This is a genomic window from Methylobacterium sp. J-059 (genome assembly GCF_022829485.1).
GTDB lineage: Bacteria > Pseudomonadota > Alphaproteobacteria > Rhizobiales > Beijerinckiaceae > Methylobacterium.
The window spans coordinates 14,338-38,143 of the sequence record NZ_JAKSYA010000138.1 but is presented as its reverse complement, the minus strand read 5'-3'; the positions used below and the strand labels follow the sequence as shown (position 1 = coordinate 38,143).

Sequence of the window (23,806 nt, the reverse complement as noted above, 5' to 3'; positions counted from 1 at the left end):
GCGTTCCGTCGGCGCCTGCCGCTCGGAGACGACGTGACACGGGCGGTGGGCATCCTCGTTCGCGCGCCCACGCGGCCTAGGCGGTCCCAGTCCCCGCCTGTAACGTCGCCCGTATCAAGAATGCGCCGTCCGAACGACGGAGACAGGGAGCCAGCATGTCCGACTCGATCGGGATCGCGCCAACCGCCGAAGACGTGGCGGCCGACCGCAGCCGCCGCATCCGGGCGATCGTCGCCTCGTCCTCCGGCAACCTGGTCGAGTGGTACGATTTCTACTGCTACGCCTTCTTCGCGATCTACTTCGCGTCGTCGTTCTTCCCGAAGGGCGATTCCACCAGCCAGCTTCTCCAGACCGCCGGCATCTTCGCCGTGGGCTTCTTCATGCGGCCGATCGGCGGCTGGCTGTTCGGGCGCATCGCCGACCGCGTCGGGCGCCGGACCTCGATGGTCATCTCGGTCCTGATGATGTGCATCGGCTCGCTGTTCATCGGCCTGCTGCCCACCTACGAGACCGTGGGCGCCGCAGCCCCCGTGCTGCTGCTGCTGGCGCGCATGCTCCAGGGCCTCTCGGTCGGCGGCGAGTACGGCACCAGCGCCACCTACATGAGCGAGGTCGCGCTGAAGGGTCAGCGCGGATTCTTCGCCTCGTTCCAATACGTGACGCTGATCGGCGGCCAGCTCCTGGCCTCGCTGGTGCTGATCGTGCTGCAGTTTGCGCTCACCGAGGCGCAGCTGCACAGCTTCGGCTGGCGGATCCCGTTCTTCCTCGGGGCGGTGGCCGCCATCGTCGCCCTCTACCTGCGGCGCTCGCTCGCCGAGACTGCGGGCTCCGACAAGGAGAACGCCGGCACCTTCTCCGAGCTCGCCAAGCATTGGCGCGCGTTCTGCGTGGTCCTGGCCTACACCGCCGGCGGCTCGCTGGTGTTCTACACCTTCACCACGTACATGCAGAAGTATCTCGTCAACACCGCGCATTTCGACAAGGGCACGGCCTCGCGCACGATGACCGCGGTGCTGCTGGTCTACATGATGGTCCAGCCGCTGTTCGGCGCGCTGTCGGACCGGATCGGGCGCAAGGCCAACATGCTGCTCTACAGCGGCCTCGGCACGCTGATGGTGGTGCCGCTGATGACCGCGATCGGCGCGACGCAGGACCCCTACGTCGCCTTCGGCCTGATCACGCTGGGGCTGCTGGCGGTGAGCTTCTACACGGGGATCAGCGGCATCGTGAAGGCGGAGCTGTTCCCGACCAAGGTCCGCGCGCTCGGCGTCGGCCTGTCCTACGCCCTCGCCAACGCCACCTTCGGCGGCACCGCCGAATACGTGGCGCTGTGGTTCAAGGAGGCGGGGATGGAATCAAGCTTCTTCTGGTACGTCACCATCCTGCTCGCGATCGCCTTCGTCGCCTCGCTGATCATGCCGAACCCGAAGGTCCACGGCTATCTCGACGGTGACGGCACGGTGGAGGAGGCGCTCGGAGGCAAGCCGCGCCTGGCGCGGGCCTGAGCCCGGCCCTGCCGTCGCGCGGAATGCCCGTCAGGCCGTCCGGGACCGGTTCTTGAGCTCCATGTTCTCGCGGTAGAGGGACTGGAGGTTCTTGAAGACGCCGCCGAGATAGGCCTGGTAGGTCGGCAAGGCATCGGGCGCGACGCCGGCGCGCCCCGCGAAATGGGCGACGATGGCATCGGATTCGGTCGTGAACCGGCCGGGCGCAAGCTCGGCCGTCGGGAAGGTCACCGTCTCGACCGCCGGCGCGAGCCGGCTGCGGATCGACGTCTCCGCCGCGTCGCCGGGGACGAACTCGCGGAGGTCCGCCCGATCCAGCTGCCCGGTTTCGAGCAGGAACAGGCGGACCTTGAAGCAGAACGGGCAGCCCGCCTTCAGGTAGACGGTCGGCTTGAACGCGGCTTCGGTCATCGTCGGTCGTCCTCGTCGTCGAAGTGGGTCGGGCAGTCCCGCGGTAGCGGGCCGGAAGCGCTCGGCGGCGCGGCCGGGGACCGCGCCGCCGCGTCGGATCCGACCGATCCGCCGGTCGGCACGGGCCGGGACATCCCTCGCCGGGCGTCGGCCGTCTGTGACCGAGGGCCTCGTGCCCCTCAGCGGATCGTCGTGCGGGTCACTTGATCACCGCGCAGCCGATGCGGTTGCCGGCGCCGCCGATCGGCTGCGTGGTGTGGTCGTCCTCGTTGGCGTGGACGATCAGCGCCGAGCCGTCGCCGTCCTGAAGGCCGCCGTCGCCCGTCAGCGGCGTTTCGCTGGAGACCTCGGCGTTCACCGAGCCGTCGGCCGCCGCGTAGACGTTGGGCAGGTCGCCCTCGTCCGGGCCGTCGGGGTTGAGCAGGCCGTGCTTGCTCTGGTCGTGGTTCACGTGCGCCTTCGAGTTCATGAACTTGTCGGTGTCGGAGCAGTCGCCGACCGCGTGGAAGTGGATGCCGTGCCAGCCGGGCGGCAGGCCGCCGGCCTTGATCGCGATCCGCATCACCAGCGCGTTCGCGCCGTCGCGGATCGTCAGCGTCCCGATCGGCTCGCCCTTGTTGTTCTTGATCTCGCCGGTGAAGGTCTGGGGTGCGGCGGCCGGGGCCGACTCCGCGGCCGGCGGGGTCTGCGCGAGCGCTCCGGTGGCGCCGGATGCGAAGCCGACGAGGGCTGCGAGCAACGGCAGGGTGCGTGTCATGTGATGGCTCTCCTCTCCACGTCGGGCTAGTTAGGCCGTCATCCGGTCTTCCGACAGGGCTTTCTTCGATCGCGCCGCCCGGGCAGCCCGGCGGCCGGACCATTCGTGACCCCTTCCCCGTGAACCAGCCTCGATGACGCGCGACAGGATCAGGGCCGACCTCCTGCTGGTCGAGCACGGCCATTTCGAGAGCCGGGCGCGGGCGCAGGCCGCCATCGCCGCCGGCCTCGTGCGGGCCGACGGGCGCGCGGTCACCCGCGCCTCCGAGCGGCTGGCGGCCGACGCGGCGATCGAGGCCAGCGCGCCCCACCCCTTCGTCTCGCGCGGCGGCCTGAAGCTCGAGGCGGGCCTCGACGCCTTCGGCCTCGATCCGGCCGGCCTCCCCTGCCTCGACGTCGGCGCCTCGACCGGCGGCTTCACCGACCTGCTCCTGCGCCGCGGCGCGACGCGGGTCGTCGCGGTCGATGTCGGGCACGGCCAGCTTCACGCCAGTCTGAGCGCCGACCCACGGGTCACGAACCGCGAAGGAACCGACATCCGAACCCTCGCGCCGGGCAGCCTCGACCCTGCCCCTTGCCTTGCCAGCATCGACGTGAGCTTCATCGCCCTGCGCCTCGTGCTGCCGGCGGTGGCCGGGCTGCTGGCGCCGGGCGCGCACCTGATCGCGTTGATCAAGCCGCAATTCGAGGCCGGCCGCGAGCGCGTCGGCCGCGGCGGCATCGTCCGCGACGACGCCGTCCACGCGGAGGTCTGCGATGCGGTGCGCCGCACCCTCGCCGGCCTCGGCTTCACGATCCTCGGCCTGATCCCCTCCCCCGTCCGGGGCGGGGACGGCAACACCGAATTCCTCGTCGGCGCACGCGCCGATCGACCGCACGAAAGACCCGATGACCGCATCTGAAACCGTCACGATCCGTCGCCTCGGCGCGCGCGGGGACGGCATCGCCGAAGACGGCACGGCGATCGCCTTCGCGCTTCCGGGCGAGCGCGTCGCGATCCGGCGCGACGGCGGGCGCGGCGAGCTCCTCGGCATCGAGACGCCCTCGCCCGATCGGATCGTCCCGATCTGCCCGTACTTCACCCGCTGCGGCGGCTGCGCGACACAGCACCTCGCGCCCGAGCCCTACGCCGCCTGGAAATACGCGCAGGTCGCCAACGCCCTGGCCCAGGCCGGGCTCGACCGCGCTCCCGATCCGCTGATCGACGCCCACGGCGAGGGCCGCCGGCGCATCACCCTGCACGTCCGCGAGGTCGAGGGCCGGGCCGAGGCCGGGCTGATGGCCGCGCGCAGCCACGCCCTCGTCGCGATCGACCATTGCCCGATCACGGTGCCGGCCCTGCATCGGGCCCCCGAGATCGCGCGGGCGCTCAGTGCACCCCTCGGGCACGGGCGAAAGCCCCTCGACGTCGCGGTGACCGCGACCGAGGCCGGGCTCGACGTGGACCTGCGCGGCCACGGCCCGGTCGAGGCCGGCGTGCGCGCCACGCTGGTGCGGCTCGCCGGAGAGCTCGACCTCGCCCGCCTGTCGCTGCACGGCGACGTGGTGGTGGAGCGCAAGGCCGTCACGGTGGCCTCGGGCGACGCGCGCCTCCATCCGCCGCCGGGCGGCTTTCTCCAGGCGACGGCGGCCGGCGAGGCGACGCTGTCCGGGCTGGTGCGCGACGCCTTCACCAAGAAGACCAAGCGCGCCGTCGACCTGTTCTCCGGCTGCGGGCCCTTCACCCTGGCGATGGCGCGCACCGCCACCGTCCACGCGGTCGAGAGCGAGGCCGGCGCGCTCGCAGGCATCGCGCGGTCCTATCGCTCCGCGCTCGGCCTGAAGGGCGTCACCACGGAAGCCCGCGACCTGTTCCGCCGCCCCGTCCTCGCCCACGATCTGAACGGCTACGACGCCGTGGTCTTCGATCCGCCGCGGGCCGGCGCACAGGCGCAGGCGAAGCAGATCGCGGAATCCAAGGTGCCGCTGGCCGTCGGCGTCAGCTGCGACGCCGGGACCTTCGCCCGCGACGCGGCAACCCTGGTCGCGGCGGGCTTCGGCCTGGAGCGGGTCACCCCGGTGGACCAGTTCCGGTACTCGGGCCACGTCGAGATGGTCGGGGTGTTCCGCAGGGCGGTCGCGGTCAAGCGCCGGCTGTAGCGGCCGGCGGCCGCCTCGACACGCTACCGAGCCCGCGCGGACGCGCGAGCCGGCGCGACGGGAGCGTCCCGCCTCCCGGAGGCAGGAAAGTGGTCGAATCTCGTCGCTCCGTGCGGGTCGGTCGCCGCGACGGCGCGGGGCCGCACACGGGGTGGGGCCGGCTACGAGCGGTCGGCCTCGGCCGTCACGAAGGTCAGGCACCGGGCGCGGGCCTGCGGATCCCTAATGCGGTCGAAGGCTCGAACGAGGGCCAAGGTCTCGGCCTCTCGGGATTCGGGCTCGCCCCCCGTGAAGAACGTGCTGACCGGCTCATCGAGCGTTTGCGCGATCCGCTCGAGGCTCGCGCGCGCGATGGACAGATGGGCATCCGGCTTTTTCACAAGACGACCTCATAGGCACGGCCTCCCACGGAGCCAATCAATTTATCGAGACTCCGGCCGCCTTCGGCCCAAGGCTGTTGGCGAGATGGCGACCCAGGATCACCAGGGCCTTCCGCACGATGTCGGCGGCCTCGTCGTTCCCGGTCGCCACAGCTTCGCGGTAGGCGGCGGAGAAGTCCTCGACGACCGCATCGAGCGCCTCGCCGTTCATGTCGGCCAGGAGAGTCTGGACGGCGCCGACGGAGACGGCATGCTTCGGTTCCTGCCACGCCGGGGCGAAACGCGTGCTCGAGGATCGGATCGCCTCGCGCGACCGATCGATCGCCACGCGGGACAGCGCCATCAGATCGTTCGAATGGCCGATGCGCCGACGGCTCTGTCGTATCCGGGTCTTGAGAGCTGCTTTCTCGCATCGATAAGCAATCATGGATATGATCTCGCAGGTGATGAAATCGATGATCGTGCAAATGCGAAAGCAATAGAGGATAGGGCGCTGACAGTCTTGCGTCAAATCAACGTCTGATGTTCAGATTTGTTTGTCGCGTGACCTGAGCATCAGGCTTTCGTGGACCCGGTGCGCAAACGCCGGCCACGTCGTGCCTCGATAGGGTCGGGGGCACGGCTGCCGCGCCCCAACCAACGAAAAAGGATCATAGGGCGGTTGGATGCTGCACGTTCACTCGGCCGGCGAGAAGTGACACCAACATAAGTTGTATGTCGGCCTCACGTTTCTGTTACCGCGTGTGCCGGTTCAGAACAGGCTGCCTTGCGCGTCCTCGTCGCTGGACCGCGGCTGTTCGGCTGCTGGACGATCCGCCGGTGGGATGGCCGGCTGAGGCCGGCCGACCGGCTCGATCAACGCCGCGTCGTCGTTGCGAACGGCGTTCACCCGGTCGGAGACCGGGTCGAGGCGGAGCCAGTCGTCCGGGCATGGCCGGCAGAGGGCCGCCGCCTCGGCCTGATCCACCGCGCGGGTGTCGAGCCAGGGTGCGACCTGCTCCGGCGCGAGGATCGCCGGCATCCGGTCGTGCACCGCCGCCATGGTTCCGTTGGCCCCCGTCGTGACGATGGCCGCCGTGTCGATCTCCGAGCCGTCCGCCCCGAGCCAGGATTCCCACAGGCCGGCGAGCGCCATCGGCGCGCCGTTCGCGCGGCGGATCGCGAAGGGTGTCCGCACCGCGCTGCGTCCGGTGCCCTCGCGCCGCCATTCGTAGAAACCGTCGGCCACGAAGACGCAGCGGCGGTGGCGCACCGCGCCGCGGAAGGTCGCCTTCTTCAGGATGGTCTCGACCCGCGCGTTGATCACCAGCGGAAAGGTCTTGGGGTCCTTCAGCCAGCTCGGCCAGAATCCCCAGCGCACCAGCCGGAAATGCCGCGCGCCGCCCTCGGCGATCACGATCGGCACGGGCTGCGTCGGCGCCACGTTGTAGCGCGGCGGGAAGTTCGGGCGCTCCGGGTAGCCGTAGAATTCGGCGAAGCGTTCGGGCGCCTGGGCGATGAAGAAGCGTCCGCACATCCCGAGAGGTTCCTATCCGCCGGCGATCGCCGCCCGCGGCGGCGCGCGGCGGCCGTCTAGAGCCACTTCTTCCAGCGGAAGAACACGTAAGGCAGCACGGCGGCGACGACCATCATCACCACCGCCATCGGGTAGCCGAAGCTCCAGTCGAGCTCCGGCATGGTCTTGAAGTTCATCCCGTAGATCGAAGCGATCAGCGTCGGCGGCATGAACACCACCGCCATGACCGAGAACAGCTTGATGATGTTGTTCTGCTCGAGGTTCACCAGCCCCAGGGTCGCGTCGAGCAGGAACTGGATCTTCGAGGACAGGAAGGTCGCGTGCTCCTCGAGCGATTGCAGGTCGCGCAGGGTCGAGCGCACGTCCTCGCGCAGCTCGCGCGGGGCCTTGGCCGTCCGGTAGGTGGCCGAGAGCGAGAGCAGGATGCGCTCCATCGAGACGAGGCTCTCGCGCTGCTTCGAGATCAGGTCGCCGTGGCGGCCCAGCGCCCGCAGCGTGTCCTGGAGCGCGGTGTTGCGCGCGCTCGGGTCGGCCTGGACTTCGAAGATCTTGCCCGAGAGCCGGTCGATGCGCTCGCCCTGGAGCTGGAGCACGTCCGCCGCGCGGTCGATCACCGCCTCGATCAGGCCGGCGAGGATGGTCTCGCCCGAAGGCGTCCCCGTCGGCCCGCTGCCGGTCGCCCGGCCGGCGCGCTGGGTGTACATCCGGAACGCTTGCGGCTCCTCGTAGCGCACCGTCACGAGCTTGCGGCCCTGCAGGATGAAGGTGATGCCGGCGAGCCCCGGATCCTCCGAGTCGCTGACCTTCGAGAGCACGCGGCCGGTCATGTAGCGGGCGCCGTCCTCGACGTAGAGCAGCTCGGAGGGCTCGATGTCCTTCATCTCCTCCCGCGTCGGCACCTGGATGCCCATGAAGGCCTCGACCTTGAGGTCCTCCTCCCGCGTCGGCTTGATCATGTCGAGCCAGACGGTGTCGTCGGGGATCGGGTCCTGCAGCTCGAGGGGGCGGCGCTCCAGCAGCATCTGGCCGGTGCCGGTGACCGGCTGGTGGATGAAGATCACGAAGAGCGAACCTGGGGATGGGCGCTCTGTCGAGCGCCGTCATGGGCGGGGGCGCTCACGCGAGCGCCGTTCAGGGACGAACGCGCTCAGTCGAGCGCGTGGGGCGGCGGCGCGCTTGCATCCGGCACGAAGAAGTCCGGCGCAAGGGGCACGCCCGCGGTGACGCGGTATTGCGAGAAATCCGTGACGCCGTTCTGCGACAGGAACGTGTCGTCGATCAGGAATTGGCCGGTGATCTCGCGAGCCGGCTTCAGAAACAGGGTATGGGCCGCGTCGGCGATGATCTCGGGGGTGCGGCTCGCCCGCATCAGCGCCTCGCCGCCGAGCAGGTTGTTGACCGCCGCCGTCGCGATGGTGGTGCGCGGCCACAGCGCGTTCACCGCGATGCCGGCCTTGCGCAGCTCGCCGGCGAGGCCGAGCACGCACAGCGACATCCCGAACTTCGCCATCGTGTAGGCGAGGTGCGGCGAGAACCACTTCTCCGCCATGTCGAGCGGCGGCGACAGCATCAGGATGTGCGGGTTCTGCGCCTTTTCCAGATAGGGAAGCGCGTATTTCGAGACCATGTAGGTCCCGCGCGTGTTGATCTGATGCATCAGGTCGAAGCGCTTCATCTCGGTTTGGCGCGTCGGGGTCAGCGAGATCGCGCTGGCGTTGTTGACCACGATGTCGACGCCGCCGAACGTCTCCGCGGCGCGCGCGAAGGCGTCGCGCACCGAATCCTCGTCGCGCACGTCGACCACCAGCGGCAGCGCCCGGCCGCCGGCCGCCTCGATCGCGGCGGCGGCGGTGTGGATCGTGCCCTCGAGCTTGGGGTGGGGCGTCTCGGTCTTGGCCGCGATCACCACGTTGGCCCCGTCGCGGGCCGCGCGCAGGCCGATGGCGAGCCCGATGCCGCGCGAGGCGCCGGTGATGAACAGGGTCTTGTCGGCCAGGGTACCGGTCATCGCTTCCTCCGCGCGTGGGTCGGGCGTTGCGTGTCAGGGCTTGATCCGGAAGCGGGCGGGCTGCGCCCCGTCGGCATCCGTGAAACCGTATTCCGCCGCGATGTCGCCGGCGTGGATCACCCGGCCCGACCGGGCGATCACGTCGGGGTCTGCGGCGAGCGCCGCCAGCGCGCGACCGGCATAGAGCGGGCTCTCGGTGGCGAGCGCGCCCTGCCCGAGGTCGCAGACGCGCTCGGTCCGCACGAAGCCCGGCGAGAGGGCGAGCGCGGTGACGCCGTGCGGGCGCAGCTCCTCCCCGAAGGCGAAGGCGAGGCGGTTCGTCGTCGCCTTGGCAAGGTCGTAGTAGACGTCGCCGAGGTAGCCCTCCTCGGTGCCGAAGGAGACCAGCGCGATCAGGCCCGATCCCGCCGCGATCATCGCCGGCGCCACGGCGCGGGCGAGCAGCAAACCGGGGTAGGGGCCGACGCGGGCGAATTCCGCGAACGGCTCGGCCGAGCGGCGCCAGAACGGCGTGCCCCATCCGGTCCCGTCCGGGTAGCGCTCGCCGTCGTAGCCCTCGTTGCCGCCCCAGACGCTCGAGACCGCGACGTCGATGCGGCCGAAGCGGCGCAGGGTCCAGTGGACGAGCGCGTCGACGGCGCGCTCGCTGGTGTGGTCGCAGAGGTAGTGATGGCCCTCGCCGCCGGCGGCGTCGACCTCGCGGCTGGTGTCCTCGATCGATTCGGCGCGCTGCTCGGTGCGCGGCCCGGTCTCGCTCGACCGGGCGGTGACGACCACCGTGGCGCCCGCCTCGCCGAGCGCCCGGGCGATGCCCCGCCCGACGCCGCGCGAGGCGCCCGCGACGAGGCAGATCTTCTGGCCGAGGTCGGGCGTCACGGCCTCGGGCCGGGCTTCGACCGGGCGAGGAATGCCCGGAACGCGCCCTGTGCCTCCTCCGTGCGCAGCTGCCGGTCGAACGCCTCGGCCTCGGCGTCCAGCGCCGCCTCGACCGCGGCCTGGTCCCCGCGGATCAGCTTTCGCGAGGCGGCGAGCGCGCCGCGCGGCAGGGCGGCGAGGCGCGCGGCCTGGCCGAGGGCGTGCTCCAGCAGCATGTCGGAGGGCATCACCGCGTTGACGAGCCCGAGCGATTCGGCCGCATCCGCGCCGAACATCTCCGAGAGCAGCAGCAGCTCGGTCGCCTTCAGGCGGCCGATCCGCCGCGGCAGCAGGTAGCTCGAGGCCGCCTCCGGCACGAGGCCGAGCTCGACGAAGGGCATGCGGAAGCGCGCCGCCGGGCTGGCGTAGACGAGGTCGCAGTGCAGCGTCAGCGTCGTGCCGATGCCGACGGCGATCCCGTCGACCGCCGCGACCATCGGCGTCGCCGTGCGCGCGAGCTGCCGGATGAAGCGGAGCGAGGGCGCCTCGCTGAACGCCTTTTCCGCCCGCGAGACGAAGTCGGCGATGTCGTTGCCGGCGCAGAAGATGCCGGGCACCCCGGAGAACACCACCGCGCCGACGGCATCCGACGCGTCGGCCGAGGCCAGCGCCTCGCGCATCGCGTCGTACATCGCCCCGGTGAGCGCGTTCTTCTTCTCGGGCCGGTTCAGCGTGATCGACCGGACGCCGTCCGCGCCGTCGGTGATCGCCACGTGCTCGCTCATCTCCGCCTCCCCCTGATCATTCGTTCCAGGCCTCGCCAGCGACCGATCGATGTCACCGTTTCCGTTCCAGACCCGCCATCCCGGGGCGCCGAAGGTGCGCCCGGGATCCGGAGCCGCTGGCCGGGCTCGATGAGGTGCCACCTGCGGTTCTGGATTCCGGTCTCCGCATCGCGGACCCGGAATGACGGGCGGAAGGCTTGCGTCATGCCACCAGAATTGCGGCCGCATCGTCCAGGAACCCGCCGCCGTCGATCACCACCTGGGCCAGCCCGTCGGCGGCCGGCAGCAGGTTCTCGGCGAAGAAGCGCGCGAGCGCGATCCGCGCGGCGTGCGCCGGATCGGTCTCGCCCGCCTTCAGCGCGGCGCGGGCGGCCAGCGCCTCGCGGGCGAGGCAGGCCGCGCCCTGGGCCAGGCCGAACAGCCGCAGGTACGGCGTCGCGCCGGCGAGGGCCGCGTCGGGCCGGTTGGACCTCAGGCTCGCCAGCTGGTGGCTGGTGGCACGGTCGAGGGCCTCGATGCCGGCGCGCAGCCGCGCCGGCGCGTGGCCGAGGGCCGGGTCGGCGGCCTTGAGCAGAGCTTCGGCGACCCGGCGCATGGCGGCGATCTGCGCGCGCACCGTGGCGCCGTCGTTCAACGGGAGCTTGCGCCCGGTGAGGTCGATCGCCTGGATGCCGTTGGTGCCCTCGTAGATCCCGAGGATGCGGGCGTCGCGCATCGCTTGCGCCGCGCCGGTCTCCTCGACGAAGCCCATGCCGCCGTGCACCTGCACGCCGAGGGAGGCGACCTCGTTGGCGATGTCGGTCGAGAACGCCTTGGCCACCGGCGTCAGCAGCGAGGCGCGGTCGAGCGCCGCCTTACCCTCCGGCCCCTCGGCCGCGTCGAGGGCGGCCGCGGTCAGGTAGCAGATGCCGCGCGCGGCCGCGGTGCAGGCCTTCATCGTCAGCAGCATGCGCTGCACGTCCGGATGGGCGACGATCGGGCTCGTCTCGGCGGAGCCCGGCGCTTTTCCCTGCCGGCGCTCGCGAGCGTAGGCCAGCGCCCGCTGCGTCGCCGCCTCGGCGATGCCCACGCCCTGCAGCCCGACATTGAGGCGGGCGTTGTTCATCATCGTGAACATGCAGGCGAGCCCGCGATTCGCCTCGCCGATCAGCCAGCCGACGGCGCCGCCGTTGTCGCCGAAGGCCATCGAGCAGGTCGGCGAGGCGTGGATGCCGAGCTTGTGCTCCAGGCCCGAGCAGCGCAGGTCGTTCTCCGACCCGTCGGGGAGCACCTTCGGCACCAGGAACAGCGAGATGCCGCGGGTGCCCGCGGGCGCATCCTTCAGGCGGGCGAGCACGAGGTGGACGATGTTCTCGGCCATGTCGTGGGCGCCGTAGGTGATGTAGATCTTCGAGCCGACGATGCGGTAGCTGCCGTCGCCGGCCGGCTCCGCGCGGGTGCGGATCGCGGCCAGGTCCGAGCCGGCCTGCGGCTCGGTCAGGTTCATCGTCGCGGTCCACTCGCCGGAGACAAGCTTGCCGAGGTAGCGCGCCTTCAGATCCTCCGAGCCGTGCGCCGCCAGCGCCTCGATGCCGCCGGCGGTGAGCAGCGGGCACAGGCCGAAGGCGAGGTTGGCGCCGTTCCACATCTCAGTGCAGGCCGCGTCGAGCACCTGCGGCAGGCCCTGCCCGCCATGGTCCGGGTCGGCGGTGAGCCCGTTCCAGCCGCCGGCGACGAATGTCCTGTAGGCGTCCGCGAATCCCGGCGCCGTGGTGACGACGCCGTCCGCGAGCGTCGCGCCGTGCCGGTCGCCGATGCGGTTCAGCGGGGCGAGCACGTCGGCTGCGAGGCGTCCGGCCTCGGTGAGGATCGCGTCCGCGTCCTCGATGCCGAGCGCGCCCGTGCCGTCGAGCCCGGCGACGTGCTGCAGGGTGAACACCATCTCGGACACGGGTGCGCGGTAGCTCATCGGCTGTTCCTCACGCCCGGCCCGGTTCGACCGCGCCTCGGCGTCTCGTTTGACGGTCGGCGCGGGGGCACGCTAGGCCCACGCCCTCCGCTGACGGCATACGCCCGAACCGGCCCCGCCGTCACCGCCGGAGATGGTTTATATATGAACGATCTCGCGTCAATCCCCGCCCCGGCCTTGGGCCGGCGCCCGACGGCCCGCCTCCCGGGCGACGGATCGGGCGTGGCGGAGGCGGCGCGCCTGATCCGGGCCGGCGCCTGCGTCGCCTTCCCCACCGAGACCGTCTACGGCCTCGGCGCCGACGCCACCGATGCGGAGGCGGTCGCCGGGATCTTCGCGGCGAAGGCGCGCCCGCGCTTCAACCCGCTGATCGCCCATCTGCCCGGCCGCGTCGCCGCCGAGGGTCAGGGCACGTTCGACGACCACGCGCTTCGGCTCGCGGAGGCGTTCTGGCCGGGACCGCTCACCCTGGTGGTGCCGGCCTCGGGCGGCACCACCGTGTGCGACCTGGCGCGTGCCGGCCTGCCGAGCGTGGCGCTGCGGGTTCCCGCCAACCCGCTCGCCCGCGATCTCCTCGCTGCAATCGGCCGCCCCGTCGCCGCCCCGTCGGCGAATCGCTCGGGCCGGGTCAGCCCGACGCGGGCCGACCACGTGCTCGCCGACCTCGACGGGCGGATCGCGGCCGTGCTCGACGGCGGCGACACCCCGGTCGGGATCGAATCGACGGTGATCGCCTGCCTCGGCGGCCCGCCGCGGCTGCTCCGGCCCGGCGGCATCACCCGCGAGGCGATCGCGGCCGTGCTCGGGACGGCGTTGGCCGCACCGGCGCAGGACGATGCGGCCCGGCCGATCGGCCCCGGCCTCCTGGCCTCGCACTACGCGCCGCGGGCTGCGTTGCGGCTCGACGCCGAGGTGGTCGAGCCCGAGGAGGCGGTGCTGCTGTTCGGTGCGTCGCGCCCGGTGGGGATCGAGCGCGCGCGCGCGGTCTCGAACCTCTCTCCGCGCGGCGACCTCACGGAGGCGGCGTCCCGCCTGTTCGCCGCCTTGCGCGACCTCGACGCGTCGGGATCCGCGACGATAGCGGTGTGCCGGATCCCCGCCGACGGCCTTGGCGAGGCGATCCTGGACCGGCTCGGACGGGCCGCCGCCCCGCGCTGAAAAAATCTTTCGTCCGGCGTGGAACCGGGGGTCGCAAGGGCTGTTTCCCCATCACGAAGGCCAGTTCAGCCCCCAATGGCCTTTTTCCTTCCAGGCTCGGAGCAATCCGAGCCTTTTTTCTTGCGCTTTTCCGGCAGCGGCGGGCCGAGGCAGCGAACCGCCCGGCCCTCGACGGCGTCAGCCCGCCAGCTTGGCGGCGATCCCGGCCACGTGCCGGCCCTGGAACTTCGCCCCCTCGAGCTCGATCGCGATCGGCTGGCGCGAGCCGTCGCCGCCGGCGATGGTACTGGCGCCGTAGGGCGTGCCGCCCGACACCGTCTGCACGTCGCTCATCCCCTTGAACGAGTAGGGAAGCCCGACGATCACCATGCCGTGGTGCAGCAGCACGGTGTGGAAGCTGGTGATCGTGGTCTCCTGCCCGCCATGCTGCGAGCCGGTGGAGGTGAACACCGAGCCGACCTTGCCGACGAGGGCGCCCGTCGCCCAGAGGCCGCCGGTCTGGTCGATGAACTGCTTCATCTGCGCGGCCATGTTGCCGTAGCGGGTCGGCGTGCCGAAGATGATCGCGTCGTAGTCGGCCAGCTCCTCGGGCTTCGCGATCGGGGCCGGCTGGTCGAGCTTGTAATGCGATTGCTTGGCGACCTCCTCCGGCACCAGCTCGGGCACGCGCTTCACGTGCACCTCGGCGCCGGTCTCGCGCGCGCCCTCGGCGGCGGCGTGGGCGAGCTGCTCCACGTGGCCCCAGGACGAATAGTACAGCACCAGGATCTTCGTCATCGTCAGCTTCCGTTCGCATGGCCGGGCGGCGATGCCGGGATCGGCGGCCGCCTCGCGCTCGCCCGAAGATCGTACCCGCCGGGCTTTGCGCAAATGCCCCGATCTGCAAGAACGATCTTGCGTGAATGCAAGGTCGATGGATGGCGACGCCCTGGGACGACTTTCGGCTGGTGAAGGCCATCGCCGACCATGGCGGATTGACCGCGGCCGCCGCACGCCTCGGCATCAATCACTCGACCGCGTTTCGGCGCCTCGCGGCGATCGAGGCGTCCGTCGGCGCACGCCTGTTCGAGCGCTCGCGTGCGGGCTACGCGGCGACGCAGGCCGGGATGGCGATGGTCGAGGCGGCCGGTGCGATGGAGGAGACCGCCGCGCGTTTCGCCCGCGACGTCGCCGGGCGCGCCTCGGAACCGACCGGCCTTCTCCGCATCACCGCGCCGTCGGGCCTGGTCACCGACCTGCTGATGCCGATCCTCGCCGATTTTCGCACCCAGTGCCCGGGGATCCGCCTCGACGTGGTGGTGTCCGACGACGCGCTGAACCTCTCGCGCCGCGATGCCGACGTGGCGGTCCGCGCCAGCAACGACCCGCCGCAGAACCTGTTCGGGCGCCGCCTCTCGACCGTCGGTTGGGCCCTCTACGGCCGCGCCGACGATACGGATCGCGACCCGCGGCGTGCGGATTGGGTGGCGCCGTCGGAGCAGGTCGGCGACGGCAGGTTCCTGCGCTTTGTCGCCGAGCACGGCGACCCGGACCGCATCGTGATGCAGCTGAACACGGTCGCCGGCCTGTGCGAGGCTGTGGAGGCCGGCATCGGCATCGGCCTGCTGCCCTGCCTCAGCGCCGATCGGCGGCCAGGTTTGCGCCGGCTGCGGCCACCCGATCCCCACTTCGCCGACGGCCTGTGGATGCTGACGCACCCGGACCTGCGCCATTCGGTGCGGGTCCGGGCCTTCATGGATTTCGTCGGCGATGCGGTCGTCGCGCTGCGCCCGGTCATCGAGGGCCGTACGGCGAACGACGGAACGGCTTAGCCGGGCGGGACGAACCGACGATCAGCCGGCCTTGATCTCGGTGATCTCGACTTCCTGCCCGTTCACCTCGACGACGTCGCCGACGCTCTTGCCGGTGATCGCCTTGGCGAGCGGGGCGACGTAGGCGATCGAGCCCTTGGCCGGATCGGCCTCGTCCTCGCCGACGATGTGGAAGGTCTGGCGGGTGTCGTCCTCGCGCAGCACGGTCACCGTCGAGCCGAAATGCACGGTGTCGCCCTCGACCGTCTCGACGAGCTGGGCCGTGCCGAGCCGCGTGGTCCAGTAGCGCAGGTCGCGCGTGACGCGGGCGGTGTCGGCCTTGTCGTCGGGCGTCAGCTGGGCCTGCTCGGCCTGGAGGCGCGCGACCTCCTGCTCGATCTGCGCGAGCCCCGCCGGGGTGACGAAGTTGGTGTGGGGGGAGATCGGGCGGTCGGGGAGGTCCTCGAAGGCTTCCCCGCCCTCCTTCTCGCGAACGAATGCACTGCTCATGGGTCGAGAATGCCCCGGCTTGCGCCGCGGTTCCGTTCCGAAGCCGACTCATCGCCGGGGCGGTCGGCGTTCGGCGTCGCGCGTCAGCCGATCTCGACCACCGTCCGGCCGCGGATCTTGCCCGAGAGGATGTCGGCTCCGAGCCCGCCGACCTCGGCGAGGCCGACGCGGTTCGTCATCGCCGCAAGCTTCTGCAGGTCGAGCTCGTCGGCCAGCCGCGCCCAGGCGGCGCGCCGCTTCGCCTGCGGCGTGGTCACGCTGTTGATGCCCAGCAGCGACACGCCGCGCAGGATGAAGGGGGCGACCGAGGTCGGCAGGTCCATGCCCTGCGCCAGGCCGCAGGCGGCGACCGCTCCGTCGGCCTTGGTCTGGGCGAGCACGTTGGCGAGCGTCGTCGAGCCGACGGCGTCGACGGCCACGGCCCAGCGCTCCTTGCCGAGCGGCTTGCCGGGCTTGCTGAGCTCGTCGCGGTCGACGATCTCGGCGGCGCCGAGGGACTTGAGATACTCCGCTTCCCCGGCGCGCCCGGTCGAGGCCATCACGTGCCAGCCGGCTCGCGCCAGCAGCGCGACCGCGACCGAGCCGACGCCGCCCGAGGCGCCGGTGACCAGGGCGGGACCGTCCTTCGGGGTCAGGCCGTGGGCGTCGAGCGCCATCAGGCAGAGCATCGCGGTGTAGCCGGCGGTGCCGATCGCCATCGCCTGCTCCGGCGACAGGCCGGCGGGCAGCGGCACCAGCCAATCGCCCTTCACCCGCGCCTTCTCGGCATAGGCGCCCAGATGCGTCTCGCCGACGCCCCAGCCGGTGAGAACCACCGCGTCGCCGGGCTTGTAGTCGGGGTGGTCGGAGGCCTCGACGACGCCCGAGAAGTCGATGCCGGGGATCATCGGGAAACGGCGCACCACCGGCGACGCGCCGGTCATCGCCAGCCCGTCCTTGTAGTTCAGGCACGAATGGGTGACGCGGACGGTGACGTCGCCGTCCATCAGGTCGGCCTCGTTGAAATCGGTGAAGGACAGGCTCTGGCCGGCCTCGCCCTTCTCGATCACCCAAGCCTTGAACCGCGCCATGCTCGCCTCCCGATGCGTTCGGGGGACCTGTGGCGGGAGCGGCGCGAAATCAACCCGCCGGAGGGTCGGGCTCCGGCGGGGCGATGCGGGCGGAGGCTCTCAGTAGCCGTCGTAGAGGCTGCCCGAGGAGAAGCCGAGGCCGACGCCGATATCCGCCGAGCTCGCGCCGGCGATGCCGAGCGCGTCCGGGATCGAGCCGAACCGCGGCCCGCCGTAGCCGACGCCCTGGTAGCCGCCACCGTAGCCGCCCCCGACCGGCACCCAGCCCGAGCGGGCCGGCGCGACGAGGACGCGGCGGCTGACGCTGGCGTATTCCGGCGGGATCGTCTCGGGGATCGACTGGGCCGGCTGCACCAGCACGCGGCGGTGCTGCACCGTGAACTGCGGCGGGGTGGTGACCCAGCAGCCGATCAGCTCGCCGTAGGGCCCGCGCCGGGTCTGCCAGGTCCGGCCGCCGGGCGAGACCATCACCCGCTCCGACACGGTGTCGTAGACCGGCGGCGTGGTGCGGTAGATCGTGCGGGGCGGCCGCACCAGCACGTTCTCCTGCACGGTGTCGAACACCGGCGGGGTCGAGACGTGGCGGTAGCATTCGGAGCCGTAGCAGCCGCCGGCCGAAGCGGGCGATGCGACGAGGACGGCACCGGCGAGGGCGGCGAAGAGCAGGGTGTTTCGGGCGACCGGCGCGGTCATGACGGCTTCCTCTGATACGCGGAACGAAAGGGATGACGCGAAGGGCGCGCACATCTCGACGCTCAAGAGGCCGTCGGGTTGCTGTACAAGCAAGCGCTATCCGAAAGTAGGGTAAAATTAACCCTCGATCCGGAGTACGTAGTTACCGTCTACGTAAGTAAATCCTCGATGAATTGAATTGCAGAATTTTGGTTGTCCTCGAATCCTACGTCTGCCCGGGCTTGAGCTCGTAGAAGATGTGCCGGCCGATGACGTCCATCTTGCGCAGGCGCCGCGACCAGCCCGGCTTGACGTAGTCGGCATGGTAGTGCGTCGCGTCGCCGACCTCGGCGAGGTAGGTGCGCCCCTCGATCACCGACTGCGCGATGCGGGTGGCGGTGGCCCACGAGCCCGAATCGGTGATGCGCAGGGCCTTGCCCTCGCAGGCGAAGGAGAACTGGCAGCCCATGTAGCGGTGTCGGTTCTGGTAAACGACGCCGCAGACGTTCGACGGGTAGAGCCCGCTCTTCACGCGGTTCAGCACCACCTGGGCGACGGCGGCCTGGCCGGCCTCGGGCTCGCTGCGCGATTCGAAGTACACGGCCTCGGCAAGGCAGCGCTGCTCCTTGTCCATGGCGTCCGGCCCGATCAGGTCGGCGTAGCGATGGCGGGCGTCCTCGGGGACCGATTGCGCCACCGGCGGCTCCGTCCGGTCGGTGCGGATGGTGAGGCCCGGCAGCATCAGGCTGGCCGAGGCGACCTCGACCGGCGTCGCGTCGGCCGGCGCCGGCGTCGTCGACGACAGGGCGACCGCGCGCGGCACCGGCGGCGTCGAGCCGTCGTCGCGGCGTTCCTCCGCGGCTTCGGCGATCGCGTCGTCGTCGCCGGGCGTGCCCGTGTCGGCGCGCCCGAGCCCGAGATCGGGGACGGGGACGAAGCCGGCGTCCGGCTCGAGGTCCGGGTTCCAGGTGGCGGTCCCCGGCGTCAGCAGGCCGGTGACGTTGCCGGTGAGGTTGGCGAAGAGCAGCGACGTGCCGGCTTCGCGCAACGATGCCGCGGTGCGCTCGAAGCTCGGGCCCGGCGCGCGCGCCGGATCGCCCTTGCCGCCGCGCTGCACGATCGGGAACACCCGCGCCTCGGCCTTGAGATCGGCCTGCAGCGGCGCGTCGCCGACCCGGCGCCGGGCGCGGACGGCGTCCGCCCGCTCGATGGTGAGGAGGGCGCCGGCGCCGTCGCGGCGCAGGCTCGCGCCGATCAGCACGGTGCCGGCCGGCAGGGCCGGGACCAGGCGTGCGTCGCTCTCGGTCAGCCGGCTCGACCCGAAGCTGGTCTCGGTGCCGGCGCTCGCCGTGAAGGAGACCAGCAGCCCGAGGCCGGCCATCCAGGGCGTGAAGGCGGTGCCGAGCCCGATGAGGCCCCGTCCGCGTCGTCCTCGTCTCGTGCCCACGCCGAACCGACCCGTACTGGAAAAGCCACGCCCGACGATCCTCCCGGCTGGTTCCGGTACGAGGATGGCGGTCGCGGATTTATCGCGCGGTATGGTTGCGGAGGGGTTAAAGGCGCCCGATCGACGGTTGCCCTCAGGCGGCGCGGACGACGGCGATGTCGAAGGTCGGGCCGTGCGGGCCCATGCGCTCGCGCATGGTGATGCGGTCGTCGGGCGTCAGGGTCCCGAGCGGCACGTCCCGGTCCGGCAGCACCACCGTCGTCGCCTTGTTGAGGTGGACCAGCACGTGGCGCTTCATCGGCAGCGAGGCCGCGGCCCAGGCCTTCAGCTGCCCGTAATACGGCTCGCGCGTCCACGCCTTCGGCTGGCCGGGGTCGACCTGCACGTTCATGTTGCGGTTCACCGGATCGAGGCTAAGCACCATCTTGGCGCGGTCGGGCTTCCACTCGGGGCCGAGCCAGCTCTCCGTCATCCACAGGCAGTGGAAGGCGCGGCAATGGTCGGGCCGGTCGGCGTGGATCGCGCAGCCGCGCCCTGCCCGGGTGTGGCGGCACCATTGCCCGGCGACGCTCTCGACCGCGGGCACGTCGTAGACCTTGCAGCACAGCGTGCAGGCGCCGCAGGCGCGGCCGGGGGCCGGCATCGCGACGATGGTGGCGGGATCGAGCATCGCGTCGAGGCTTCGCGGTTACGAAAGGGGCCCGGCCGAGGCCGCGCGGTTCTGCCGGGGTACCTGAGCCCGCATCGGGTCGGTAGTGTGGCGGGCCTACGCGCCACAGCACCGGATCGCCCGCATGCTCTCGAACCTCGCCGTCCGCGACGTCGAAACCCTGATCCACCCCTACACCAATCTCGATGCGCACCGGGGCGTCGGGCCGCTGGTGCTCGAGCGCGGCGAGGGCGTCCACGTCTACGACACGGAAGGCCGCCCCTACATCGAGGGCATGGCGGGGCTGTGGTGCACGGCGCTCGGCTACTCCAACGGCGAGCTCGTCGAGGCCGCCCGCGCGCAGATGGGCAAGCTCCCGTTCACCCACCTGTTCTCCGGCCGCAGCCACGATCCGGCGATCGAGCTGGCCGAGGTGCTGAAGGAGCTGATGCCGGTCCCGACCTCGAAGATCTTCTTCACCTCGTCGGGATCGGAGGCGAACGACACGCAGGTCAAGCTGGCCTGGTACCTGAACAATGCGCTGGGCCGGCCGAAGAAGAAGAAGATCATCGGGCGCCAGCGCGGCTATCACGGCGTCACCATCGCCACCGCCTCGATGACCGGGCTGCCGGCCAACCACACCGACTGGGACCTGCCGCTGCCGGGCTTCCTCCATGTCGGCTGCCCGCACGTCTACCGGTTTGCCGAGCCCGGCGAGACGGAGGCGGCGTTCTCGCAGCGGCTGGCCGACGAGCTCGAGGCCACGATCCTGCGCGAGGGGCCGGAGACGGTGGCCGCCTTCGTCGCCGAGCCGGTGATGGGCGCCGGCGGCGCCATCGTCCCGCCGGAGGGCTACTTCGCGGCGATCCAGGCGGTGCTCGCCCGCTACGACGTGCGCTTCATCGCCGACGAGGTGATCTGCGGCTTCGGCCGCCTCGGCACCTGGTTCGGCAGCGAGGCGCTGGGGATGCGGCCGGACACACTCTCCTTCGCCAAGGCCCTGACCTCGGGCTACGTGCCGCTCGGCGGCGTCTCGATCGACGAGCCGCTCTACGAGGCGATGCGCGAGCAGAGCCGGAAGATCGGCACCTTCGGGCACGGCACCACCTATTCCGGCCACCCGGTCGCCTGCGCCGTCGCCCTGAAGACCATCGAGATCTACAAGCGCGAGCGCATCGTCGAGGGCGTGGCGGCGAAGGCGCCGCACTTCCAGGCGCGGCTGTCCGCGTTGGCCGAGCACCCGATCGTCGGCGAGGCGCGCGGCCTCGGCCTGATCGGCGGGCTCGAGATCGTCGCCGACAAGGCCTCGCGCCGGCAGTACGAGCCGAAGGCCGGGGTGGCCGCCCGCTGCGTCGCCTTCGCGCAAGCGGAAGGGCTGATCGTGCGCTTCCTGATGGGCGACCGCATCGCCGTCTGCCCGCCGCTGATCATCACCGCGGACGAGATCGACGCCCTGTTCGACCGCCTGACACGGGCGCTCGACCGGACCGCGGCGTGGATCCGCGCCGAAGGGCTGGAGGCGATGCCATCCCTCTAGCACCGTACTGCGCCCCCTGGAATGCTGCGACGCGGCAGCGCTTTCTTAAGCCTGCGTTCATCCCGGCTGCACCCTTATCGTTCATCCGCCGGCTCAGGACCCGGGGGATGATCTCGAATCGCCCGCCACCGCCCTGGAGCGGCGTGGGGGCACGAAGCGACGGCGCGACCGTCACGCGAACGACCACAGGACGCAAACCCATGTACGCCCCCGATGCGATGCAAGGTTCGGAGATGCAGGCCCAGGCTCACGAGCCCGAGCGCCGGCAGATGGACCAGGCCGAGGCCCGCTACGGCTTCCGTCCCCTCGCGCTTCCGGCGCTCGCCGCCGCCGCCCACTCGGTGAAGCCGGCCGGCAAGGTCGCCCCGCGGACCAACCGCAAGGGCGTGCTCGGCATCGTGCACGAGGATGCGCCGATCGACTGACCGATCGCGCGAACCGCCCCGTTCCCGACGGTTCGGTTCAGACTTTCTCGACGGGTTCGCGTCATCGTCGCCCGCTCCCAGCCCGCGCCGCGCTTTCGCCGGAGTGCCGCGCTAGGAGCGCCCGACAGACGCGAACCCGAGGCTTCCATGCTGATCCTGCCGAGCCGCAGGCAGGTCCTGACCGGAATCGGCGGCACCTTCGCTGCGGCGGGGCTTTCGACCGGCGCCTACGCCTTCGGCGTCGAGCCGCTGCATCGCCTCGTGGTGACCCGCTACGCCCCGCGCCTGCTGGGTTGGACGCCGGGGCTCGCCCTCAAGGTCGCGGTGCTCGCCGACTTCCACGTCTGCGAGCCGTTCATGCCGCTCGACCGCGTCGCCGAGATCGTCGACGCGACGAACGCGCTGTCGCCCGACCTGATCCTCATGCTCGGCGACTATCCGGCCGCCGGCCGCATCGCCTGGAAACGCGTGCCGCTGCCCGAGTTCGCGCGGCTCGTTGCGGGCCTGCGCGCGCCGCTCGGCACCTACTCGATCCTCGGCAACCACGATTGGTGGGACGACGCGGCCGCTCAGGCGGCCCGCGGCGGCGTGCCGGAAGCACGCCGCGTGCTTCAGGCGGTCGGCATCCCGGTGATGGAGAACGACGCGCTGCGCCTTTCCAAGGACGGGCACCCGTTCTGGATCGCGGGGCTGGGCGACCAGCAGCCGTTCCTGGTCTTCGACGACGACAGCGGTCGCGACGACCTGCCCGCGACGATGGCCAAGGTGACCGACGCGGCGCCGGTGATCCTGATGATCCACGAGCCGGACGCCTTCGTCGACGTGCCGGAGCGGGTGTCGCTGACGCTTGCTGGGCACACCCATGGCGGCCAGATCCGCCTGCTCGGCCGTTCGCCGGCGATCCGCCCGATCCACGGGCACGACTATTCCTACGGCCACGTCGTCACCGACGGGCGCCACATGATCGTCTCGGGCGGGTTCGGCGTCAGCCGCATCCCGGTCCGCCTCGGCGTGCCGCCCGAGATCGTTCTGCTCGAGCTCGGGTCGAGCCCGGCGCCCACCGCCTGAGCGGCGAGACGCCTCACGCGCCGGCGCTGGCCGTTTCGCGCACGCACGCTACGTTCTCGGCATGCGCGCGCTCCTCGTCGGCCTCATCCTCGCCCTGCCCGTCCCGGCGCTCGCCGACGAATGCGGCGACCTGATCGACAAGGTCGCCAAGGCGACGACGGCGAGTCCCGGCAACCGCAGCGCCGACTTCGCCAACTTCACGGCCGGCGACGGCACCACCCTGACGCTGTCCTGCGGCGGCCCGCAGCTCTCGTCGGTCGGCGCGCAGTTCCGCGGCGACGCCCCGCCCGACGGCTACTACGCCCTGTTCGGCAAGGCCGGCCACGCCGTCACCGGCATCGCGGCCGACGTGATCGAGGCGGCGGCCCACAAGGCCCGCGAGGCGGCGAGCCGCCTGCGCCACAGCAACGTCGACGCCGGCGGCGCCCGCATTACCTGCTCCGTCTCGGGCACCGACAAGGGCCCCCTGACGATGTGCGCCGTGATCGAGCACAGCGACCGGAGCTGAGCGCGGAGGGCCGCCTCAATCGGCCGCCTGCTCCAACGTGCGGGCGACCCACTTGTTGAGGCTGATTCCGGCCCGGCGCACCGACGAGACCAGCGCGCGATGCAGGCCCGGCTCGACCCGCACCACGAACTGCCCGGAAAAGGCCTTCTCCGGCTCTTCCCCGCGCTCGGCGCAGAAGGCAAGGTAATCCTCGACGCTGTCGGCGAGCGCCTGCTTCAGCTCGTCGACGGACCGGCCCTGGAACGTGATCACGTCGCGGAGATCCAAGACCTCGCCGTGAAAGATATCGGCTTCCGCATCGTATTCGACGGAGGCTTCGTAGTTCCGATACTGCATCGTCGTCATGGCGTGACTCCAGCCTCGATCAGGAAGCGTCGCACCGACTTGACCGCGCCCTTGTCCGTCTCCTTCTGCGGATGAGGCCGGTGAAACACCGCCCGCACCCCGTGCAGGGCCACCCGGATCCGCGACCCGCGGCCTTCCGTGATCTCCGCGCCGCAGGCGCTCATCAGGGACTCGATGTCGGACCAGACGACACCCGAGCGCACGGGGTCGGCGAAGATCGCCGCCAGCGTCGTCCGATGCCGTCCGCCGAGCTTCGTATGATATCAGCAGCCAGTATCACAAGACGTGCCCTCGCGGTGCGGTCGACGACCCGCACCTCGTTGC

The 23,806-nt window shown here is 71.3% G+C and carries 27 protein-coding genes; 9 read left to right on the top strand and 18 right to left on the bottom strand.

All coding sequences use genetic code 11. The features are described from left to right. The first annotated feature begins 155 nt into the window (after positions 1-155). A complete protein-coding gene (locus MKK55_RS20340) occupies positions 156-1,505 on the top strand; it encodes an MFS family transporter (protein WP_147729610.1) in 1,350 nt (449 codons plus the stop codon). Between the two features lie 30 nt (positions 1,506-1,535). Here the strand turns inward: MKK55_RS20340 and MKK55_RS20335 are convergent, their stop codons facing one another. Together MKK55_RS20335 and MKK55_RS20330 are read right to left on the bottom strand one after the other, a co-directional pair. Next, the gene (locus MKK55_RS20335; RefSeq protein WP_147844505.1) at positions 1,536-1,916 is read right to left on the bottom strand and encodes a glutathione S-transferase N-terminal domain-containing protein; all 381 of its coding nucleotides are present in this window, start codon (positions 1,914-1,916) and stop codon (positions 1,536-1,538) included. 199 nt (positions 1,917-2,115) lie between these two features. Continuing rightward, positions 2,116-2,673: a superoxide dismutase family protein gene (locus MKK55_RS20330; protein ID WP_147729999.1), complete on the bottom strand. Its 558-nt coding sequence runs from the start codon at positions 2,671-2,673 to the stop codon at positions 2,116-2,118. Positions 2,674-2,806: 133 nt separating this feature from the next. On the opposite strand from MKK55_RS20330, the gene MKK55_RS20325 reads away from it, so the two are divergent. Together MKK55_RS20325 and MKK55_RS20320 are read left to right on the top strand one after the other, a co-directional pair. After that, positions 2,807-3,574, top strand: coding sequence for a TlyA family RNA methyltransferase (locus MKK55_RS20325; RefSeq protein ID WP_243937359.1), 768 nt, complete (start codon positions 2,807-2,809; stop codon positions 3,572-3,574). Then, positions 3,561-4,811 (top strand): class I SAM-dependent RNA methyltransferase, encoded by a 1,251-nt coding sequence (locus MKK55_RS20320; protein ID WP_243937358.1) that lies wholly within the window; start codon positions 3,561-3,563, stop codon positions 4,809-4,811. The genes MKK55_RS20325 and MKK55_RS20320 overlap by 14 nt, the downstream gene beginning before the upstream one ends. A 161-nt stretch (positions 4,812-4,972) precedes the next feature. On the opposite strand, the gene MKK55_RS20315 is transcribed toward MKK55_RS20320, so the two are convergent. The 8 genes from MKK55_RS20315 to MKK55_RS20280 all read right to left on the bottom strand — a co-directional run bounded on the left by MKK55_RS20315 (position 4,973) and on the right by MKK55_RS20280 (position 12,303). Next, positions 4,973-5,191 carry a hypothetical protein gene (locus tag MKK55_RS20315; RefSeq protein ID WP_243931806.1) on the bottom strand — a complete coding sequence of 73 codons (219 nt, stop codon included), beginning with the start codon at positions 5,189-5,191 and terminating at the stop codon, positions 4,973-4,975. A gap of 37 nt (positions 5,192-5,228) precedes the next feature. Further along, entirely contained in the window at positions 5,229-5,534 is a 306-nt protein-coding gene (locus tag MKK55_RS20310) for a hypothetical protein (protein WP_243937357.1), read from the bottom strand. Between the two features lie 408 nt (positions 5,535-5,942). Next, positions 5,943-6,707 (bottom strand): SOS response-associated peptidase, encoded by a 765-nt coding sequence (locus MKK55_RS20305; RefSeq protein WP_243937354.1) that lies wholly within the window; start codon positions 6,705-6,707, stop codon positions 5,943-5,945. A 56-nt stretch (positions 6,708-6,763) separates the two neighbouring features. Next, the gene (locus MKK55_RS20300; RefSeq protein WP_147728142.1) at positions 6,764-7,768 is read right to left on the bottom strand and encodes a magnesium transporter CorA family protein; all 1,005 of its coding nucleotides are present in this window, start codon (positions 7,766-7,768) and stop codon (positions 6,764-6,766) included. An 86-nt stretch (positions 7,769-7,854) separates the two neighbouring features. After that, positions 7,855-8,715: an SDR family oxidoreductase gene (locus MKK55_RS20295; protein WP_243931801.1), complete on the bottom strand. Its 861-nt coding sequence runs from the start codon at positions 8,713-8,715 to the stop codon at positions 7,855-7,857. Positions 8,716-8,748: 33 nt separating this feature from the next. After that, complete coding sequence (locus tag MKK55_RS20290; RefSeq protein WP_243937353.1) at positions 8,749-9,591, bottom strand: SDR family NAD(P)-dependent oxidoreductase; 843 nt, start codon at positions 9,589-9,591, stop codon at positions 8,749-8,751. Next, the gene (locus tag MKK55_RS20285) at positions 9,588-10,355 is read right to left on the bottom strand and encodes an enoyl-CoA hydratase-related protein (protein WP_243937352.1); all 768 of its coding nucleotides are present in this window, start codon (positions 10,353-10,355) and stop codon (positions 9,588-9,590) included. Before MKK55_RS20285 ends, MKK55_RS20290 begins: the two co-directional genes overlap by 4 nt. A gap of 202 nt (positions 10,356-10,557) precedes the next feature. Then, entirely contained in the window at positions 10,558-12,303 is a 1,746-nt protein-coding gene (locus tag MKK55_RS20280; protein WP_243937351.1) for an acyl-CoA dehydrogenase, read from the bottom strand. Positions 12,304-12,447: 144 nt separating this feature from the next. Between MKK55_RS20280 and MKK55_RS20275 the strand changes: the two genes are divergently transcribed. Continuing rightward, a complete protein-coding gene (locus MKK55_RS20275; protein ID WP_243937350.1) occupies positions 12,448-13,461 on the top strand; it encodes an L-threonylcarbamoyladenylate synthase in 1,014 nt (337 codons plus the stop codon). 177 nt (positions 13,462-13,638) lie between these two features. Here the strand turns inward: MKK55_RS20275 and wrbA are convergent, their stop codons facing one another. Next, a complete protein-coding gene (gene wrbA / locus MKK55_RS20270) occupies positions 13,639-14,238 on the bottom strand; it encodes an NAD(P)H:quinone oxidoreductase (protein WP_147728527.1) in 600 nt (199 codons plus the stop codon). A 140-nt stretch (positions 14,239-14,378) separates the two neighbouring features. Here wrbA and MKK55_RS20265 point away from each other — a divergent pair, with 140 nt between their 5' ends. Further along, positions 14,379-15,272, top strand: a complete 894-nt coding sequence (locus MKK55_RS20265) for a LysR family transcriptional regulator (RefSeq protein WP_243937349.1) — start codon at positions 14,379-14,381, stop codon at positions 15,270-15,272. A gap of 21 nt (positions 15,273-15,293) precedes the next feature. Here MKK55_RS20265 and greA read toward each other — a convergent pair whose 3' ends face one another. The 5 genes from greA to MKK55_RS20240 form a co-directional block, all read right to left on the bottom strand. Next, positions 15,294-15,761, bottom strand: coding sequence for a transcription elongation factor GreA (gene greA / locus MKK55_RS20260; protein ID WP_147841914.1), 468 nt, complete (start codon positions 15,759-15,761; stop codon positions 15,294-15,296). Positions 15,762-15,844: 83 nt separating this feature from the next. Then, a complete protein-coding gene (locus MKK55_RS20255; RefSeq protein WP_243937348.1) occupies positions 15,845-16,831 on the bottom strand; it encodes an MDR family oxidoreductase in 987 nt (328 codons plus the stop codon). A gap of 99 nt (positions 16,832-16,930) precedes the next feature. Next, on the bottom strand, positions 16,931-17,524 hold the full coding sequence (locus MKK55_RS20250) for a hypothetical protein (RefSeq protein WP_243937347.1): 594 nt from the start codon (positions 17,522-17,524) through the stop codon (positions 16,931-16,933). A 205-nt stretch (positions 17,525-17,729) separates the two neighbouring features. Next, a complete protein-coding gene (locus MKK55_RS20245; RefSeq protein WP_147862922.1) occupies positions 17,730-18,884 on the bottom strand; it encodes a cell wall hydrolase in 1,155 nt (384 codons plus the stop codon). Between the two features lie 199 nt (positions 18,885-19,083). After that, a complete protein-coding gene (locus MKK55_RS20240) occupies positions 19,084-19,620 on the bottom strand; it encodes a hypothetical protein (RefSeq protein ID WP_147843704.1) in 537 nt (178 codons plus the stop codon). Positions 19,621-19,744: 124 nt separating this feature from the next. On the opposite strand from MKK55_RS20240, the gene MKK55_RS20235 reads away from it, so the two are divergent. The 4 genes from MKK55_RS20235 to MKK55_RS20220 all read left to right on the top strand — a co-directional run bounded on the left by MKK55_RS20235 (position 19,745) and on the right by MKK55_RS20220 (position 23,137). After that, positions 19,745-21,136, top strand: a complete 1,392-nt coding sequence (locus MKK55_RS20235; protein ID WP_243937345.1) for an aminotransferase — start codon at positions 19,745-19,747, stop codon at positions 21,134-21,136. Between the two features lie 200 nt (positions 21,137-21,336). Then, the gene (locus MKK55_RS20230) at positions 21,337-21,561 is read left to right on the top strand and encodes a hypothetical protein (protein ID WP_147843706.1); all 225 of its coding nucleotides are present in this window, start codon (positions 21,337-21,339) and stop codon (positions 21,559-21,561) included. A gap of 147 nt (positions 21,562-21,708) precedes the next feature. Next, positions 21,709-22,629: a metallophosphoesterase gene (locus MKK55_RS20225; RefSeq protein WP_243937343.1), complete on the top strand. Its 921-nt coding sequence runs from the start codon at positions 21,709-21,711 to the stop codon at positions 22,627-22,629. 61 nt (positions 22,630-22,690) lie between these two features. Continuing rightward, entirely contained in the window at positions 22,691-23,137 is a 447-nt protein-coding gene (locus MKK55_RS20220; RefSeq protein ID WP_147843707.1) for an ABC transporter ATPase, read from the top strand. Positions 23,138-23,152: 15 nt separating this feature from the next. Here the strand turns inward: MKK55_RS20220 and MKK55_RS20215 are convergent, their stop codons facing one another. Together MKK55_RS20215 and MKK55_RS20210 are read right to left on the bottom strand one after the other, a co-directional pair. Further along, on the bottom strand, positions 23,153-23,482 hold the full coding sequence (locus MKK55_RS20215; RefSeq protein ID WP_243937341.1) for a type II toxin-antitoxin system HicB family antitoxin: 330 nt from the start codon (positions 23,480-23,482) through the stop codon (positions 23,153-23,155). Next, on the bottom strand, positions 23,479-23,685 hold the full coding sequence (locus MKK55_RS20210) for a type II toxin-antitoxin system HicA family toxin (RefSeq protein ID WP_313898978.1): 207 nt from the start codon (positions 23,683-23,685) through the stop codon (positions 23,479-23,481). The genes MKK55_RS20215 and MKK55_RS20210 overlap by 4 nt, the downstream gene beginning before the upstream one ends. Positions 23,686-23,806: the final 121 nt, after the last annotated feature.

Excerpts from the sequence above, each read along its gene's own strand:
- MKK55_RS20245 (WP_147862922.1), bottom strand. The coding sequence starts at position 18,884 with ATGGCCGGCCTCGGGCTGCTGGTCTCCTTCACGGCGAGCGCCGGCACC.
- MKK55_RS20240 (WP_147843704.1), bottom strand. The coding sequence starts at position 19,620 with ATGCTCGATCCCGCCACCATCGTCGCGATGCCGGCCCCCGGCCGCGCC.
- MKK55_RS20285 (WP_243937352.1), bottom strand. The coding sequence starts at position 10,355 with ATGAGCGAGCACGTGGCGATCACCGACGGCGCGGACGGCGTCCGGTCG.
- MKK55_RS20275 (WP_243937350.1), top strand. The coding sequence starts at position 12,448 with ATGAACGATCTCGCGTCAATCCCCGCCCCGGCCTTGGGCCGGCGCCCG.
- MKK55_RS20255 (WP_243937348.1), bottom strand. The coding sequence starts at position 16,831 with ATGGCGCGGTTCAAGGCTTGGGTGATCGAGAAGGGCGAGGCCGGCCAG.
- MKK55_RS20340 (WP_147729610.1), top strand. The coding sequence starts at position 156 with ATGTCCGACTCGATCGGGATCGCGCCAACCGCCGAAGACGTGGCGGCC.
- MKK55_RS20235 (WP_243937345.1), top strand. The coding sequence starts at position 19,745 with ATGCTCTCGAACCTCGCCGTCCGCGACGTCGAAACCCTGATCCACCCC.
- MKK55_RS20310 (WP_243937357.1), bottom strand. The coding sequence starts at position 5,534 with ATGGCGCTGTCCCGCGTGGCGATCGATCGGTCGCGCGAGGCGATCCGA.
- MKK55_RS20295 (WP_243931801.1), bottom strand. The coding sequence starts at position 8,715 with ATGACCGGTACCCTGGCCGACAAGACCCTGTTCATCACCGGCGCCTCG.
- MKK55_RS20330 (WP_147729999.1), bottom strand. The coding sequence starts at position 2,673 with ATGACACGCACCCTGCCGTTGCTCGCAGCCCTCGTCGGCTTCGCATCC.
- MKK55_RS20280 (WP_243937351.1), bottom strand. The coding sequence starts at position 12,303 with ATGAGCTACCGCGCACCCGTGTCCGAGATGGTGTTCACCCTGCAGCAC.
- MKK55_RS20305 (WP_243937354.1), bottom strand. The coding sequence starts at position 6,707 with ATGTGCGGACGCTTCTTCATCGCCCAGGCGCCCGAACGCTTCGCCGAA.
- MKK55_RS20250 (WP_243937347.1), bottom strand. The coding sequence starts at position 17,524 with ATGACCGCGCCGGTCGCCCGAAACACCCTGCTCTTCGCCGCCCTCGCC.
- MKK55_RS20225 (WP_243937343.1), top strand. The coding sequence starts at position 21,709 with ATGCTGATCCTGCCGAGCCGCAGGCAGGTCCTGACCGGAATCGGCGGC.
- MKK55_RS20320 (WP_243937358.1), top strand. The coding sequence starts at position 3,561 with ATGACCGCATCTGAAACCGTCACGATCCGTCGCCTCGGCGCGCGCGGG.
- MKK55_RS20335 (WP_147844505.1), bottom strand. The coding sequence starts at position 1,916 with ATGACCGAAGCCGCGTTCAAGCCGACCGTCTACCTGAAGGCGGGCTGC.
- wrbA (WP_147728527.1), bottom strand. The coding sequence starts at position 14,238 with ATGACGAAGATCCTGGTGCTGTACTATTCGTCCTGGGGCCACGTGGAG.
- MKK55_RS20265 (WP_243937349.1), top strand. The coding sequence starts at position 14,379 with ATGGCGACGCCCTGGGACGACTTTCGGCTGGTGAAGGCCATCGCCGAC.
- greA (WP_147841914.1), bottom strand. The coding sequence starts at position 15,761 with ATGAGCAGTGCATTCGTTCGCGAGAAGGAGGGCGGGGAAGCCTTCGAG.
- MKK55_RS20230 (WP_147843706.1), top strand. The coding sequence starts at position 21,337 with ATGTACGCCCCCGATGCGATGCAAGGTTCGGAGATGCAGGCCCAGGCT.
- MKK55_RS20220 (WP_147843707.1), top strand. The coding sequence starts at position 22,691 with ATGCGCGCGCTCCTCGTCGGCCTCATCCTCGCCCTGCCCGTCCCGGCG.
- MKK55_RS20325 (WP_243937359.1), top strand. The coding sequence starts at position 2,807 with ATGACGCGCGACAGGATCAGGGCCGACCTCCTGCTGGTCGAGCACGGC.
- MKK55_RS20215 (WP_243937341.1), bottom strand. The coding sequence starts at position 23,482 with ATGACGACGATGCAGTATCGGAACTACGAAGCCTCCGTCGAATACGAT.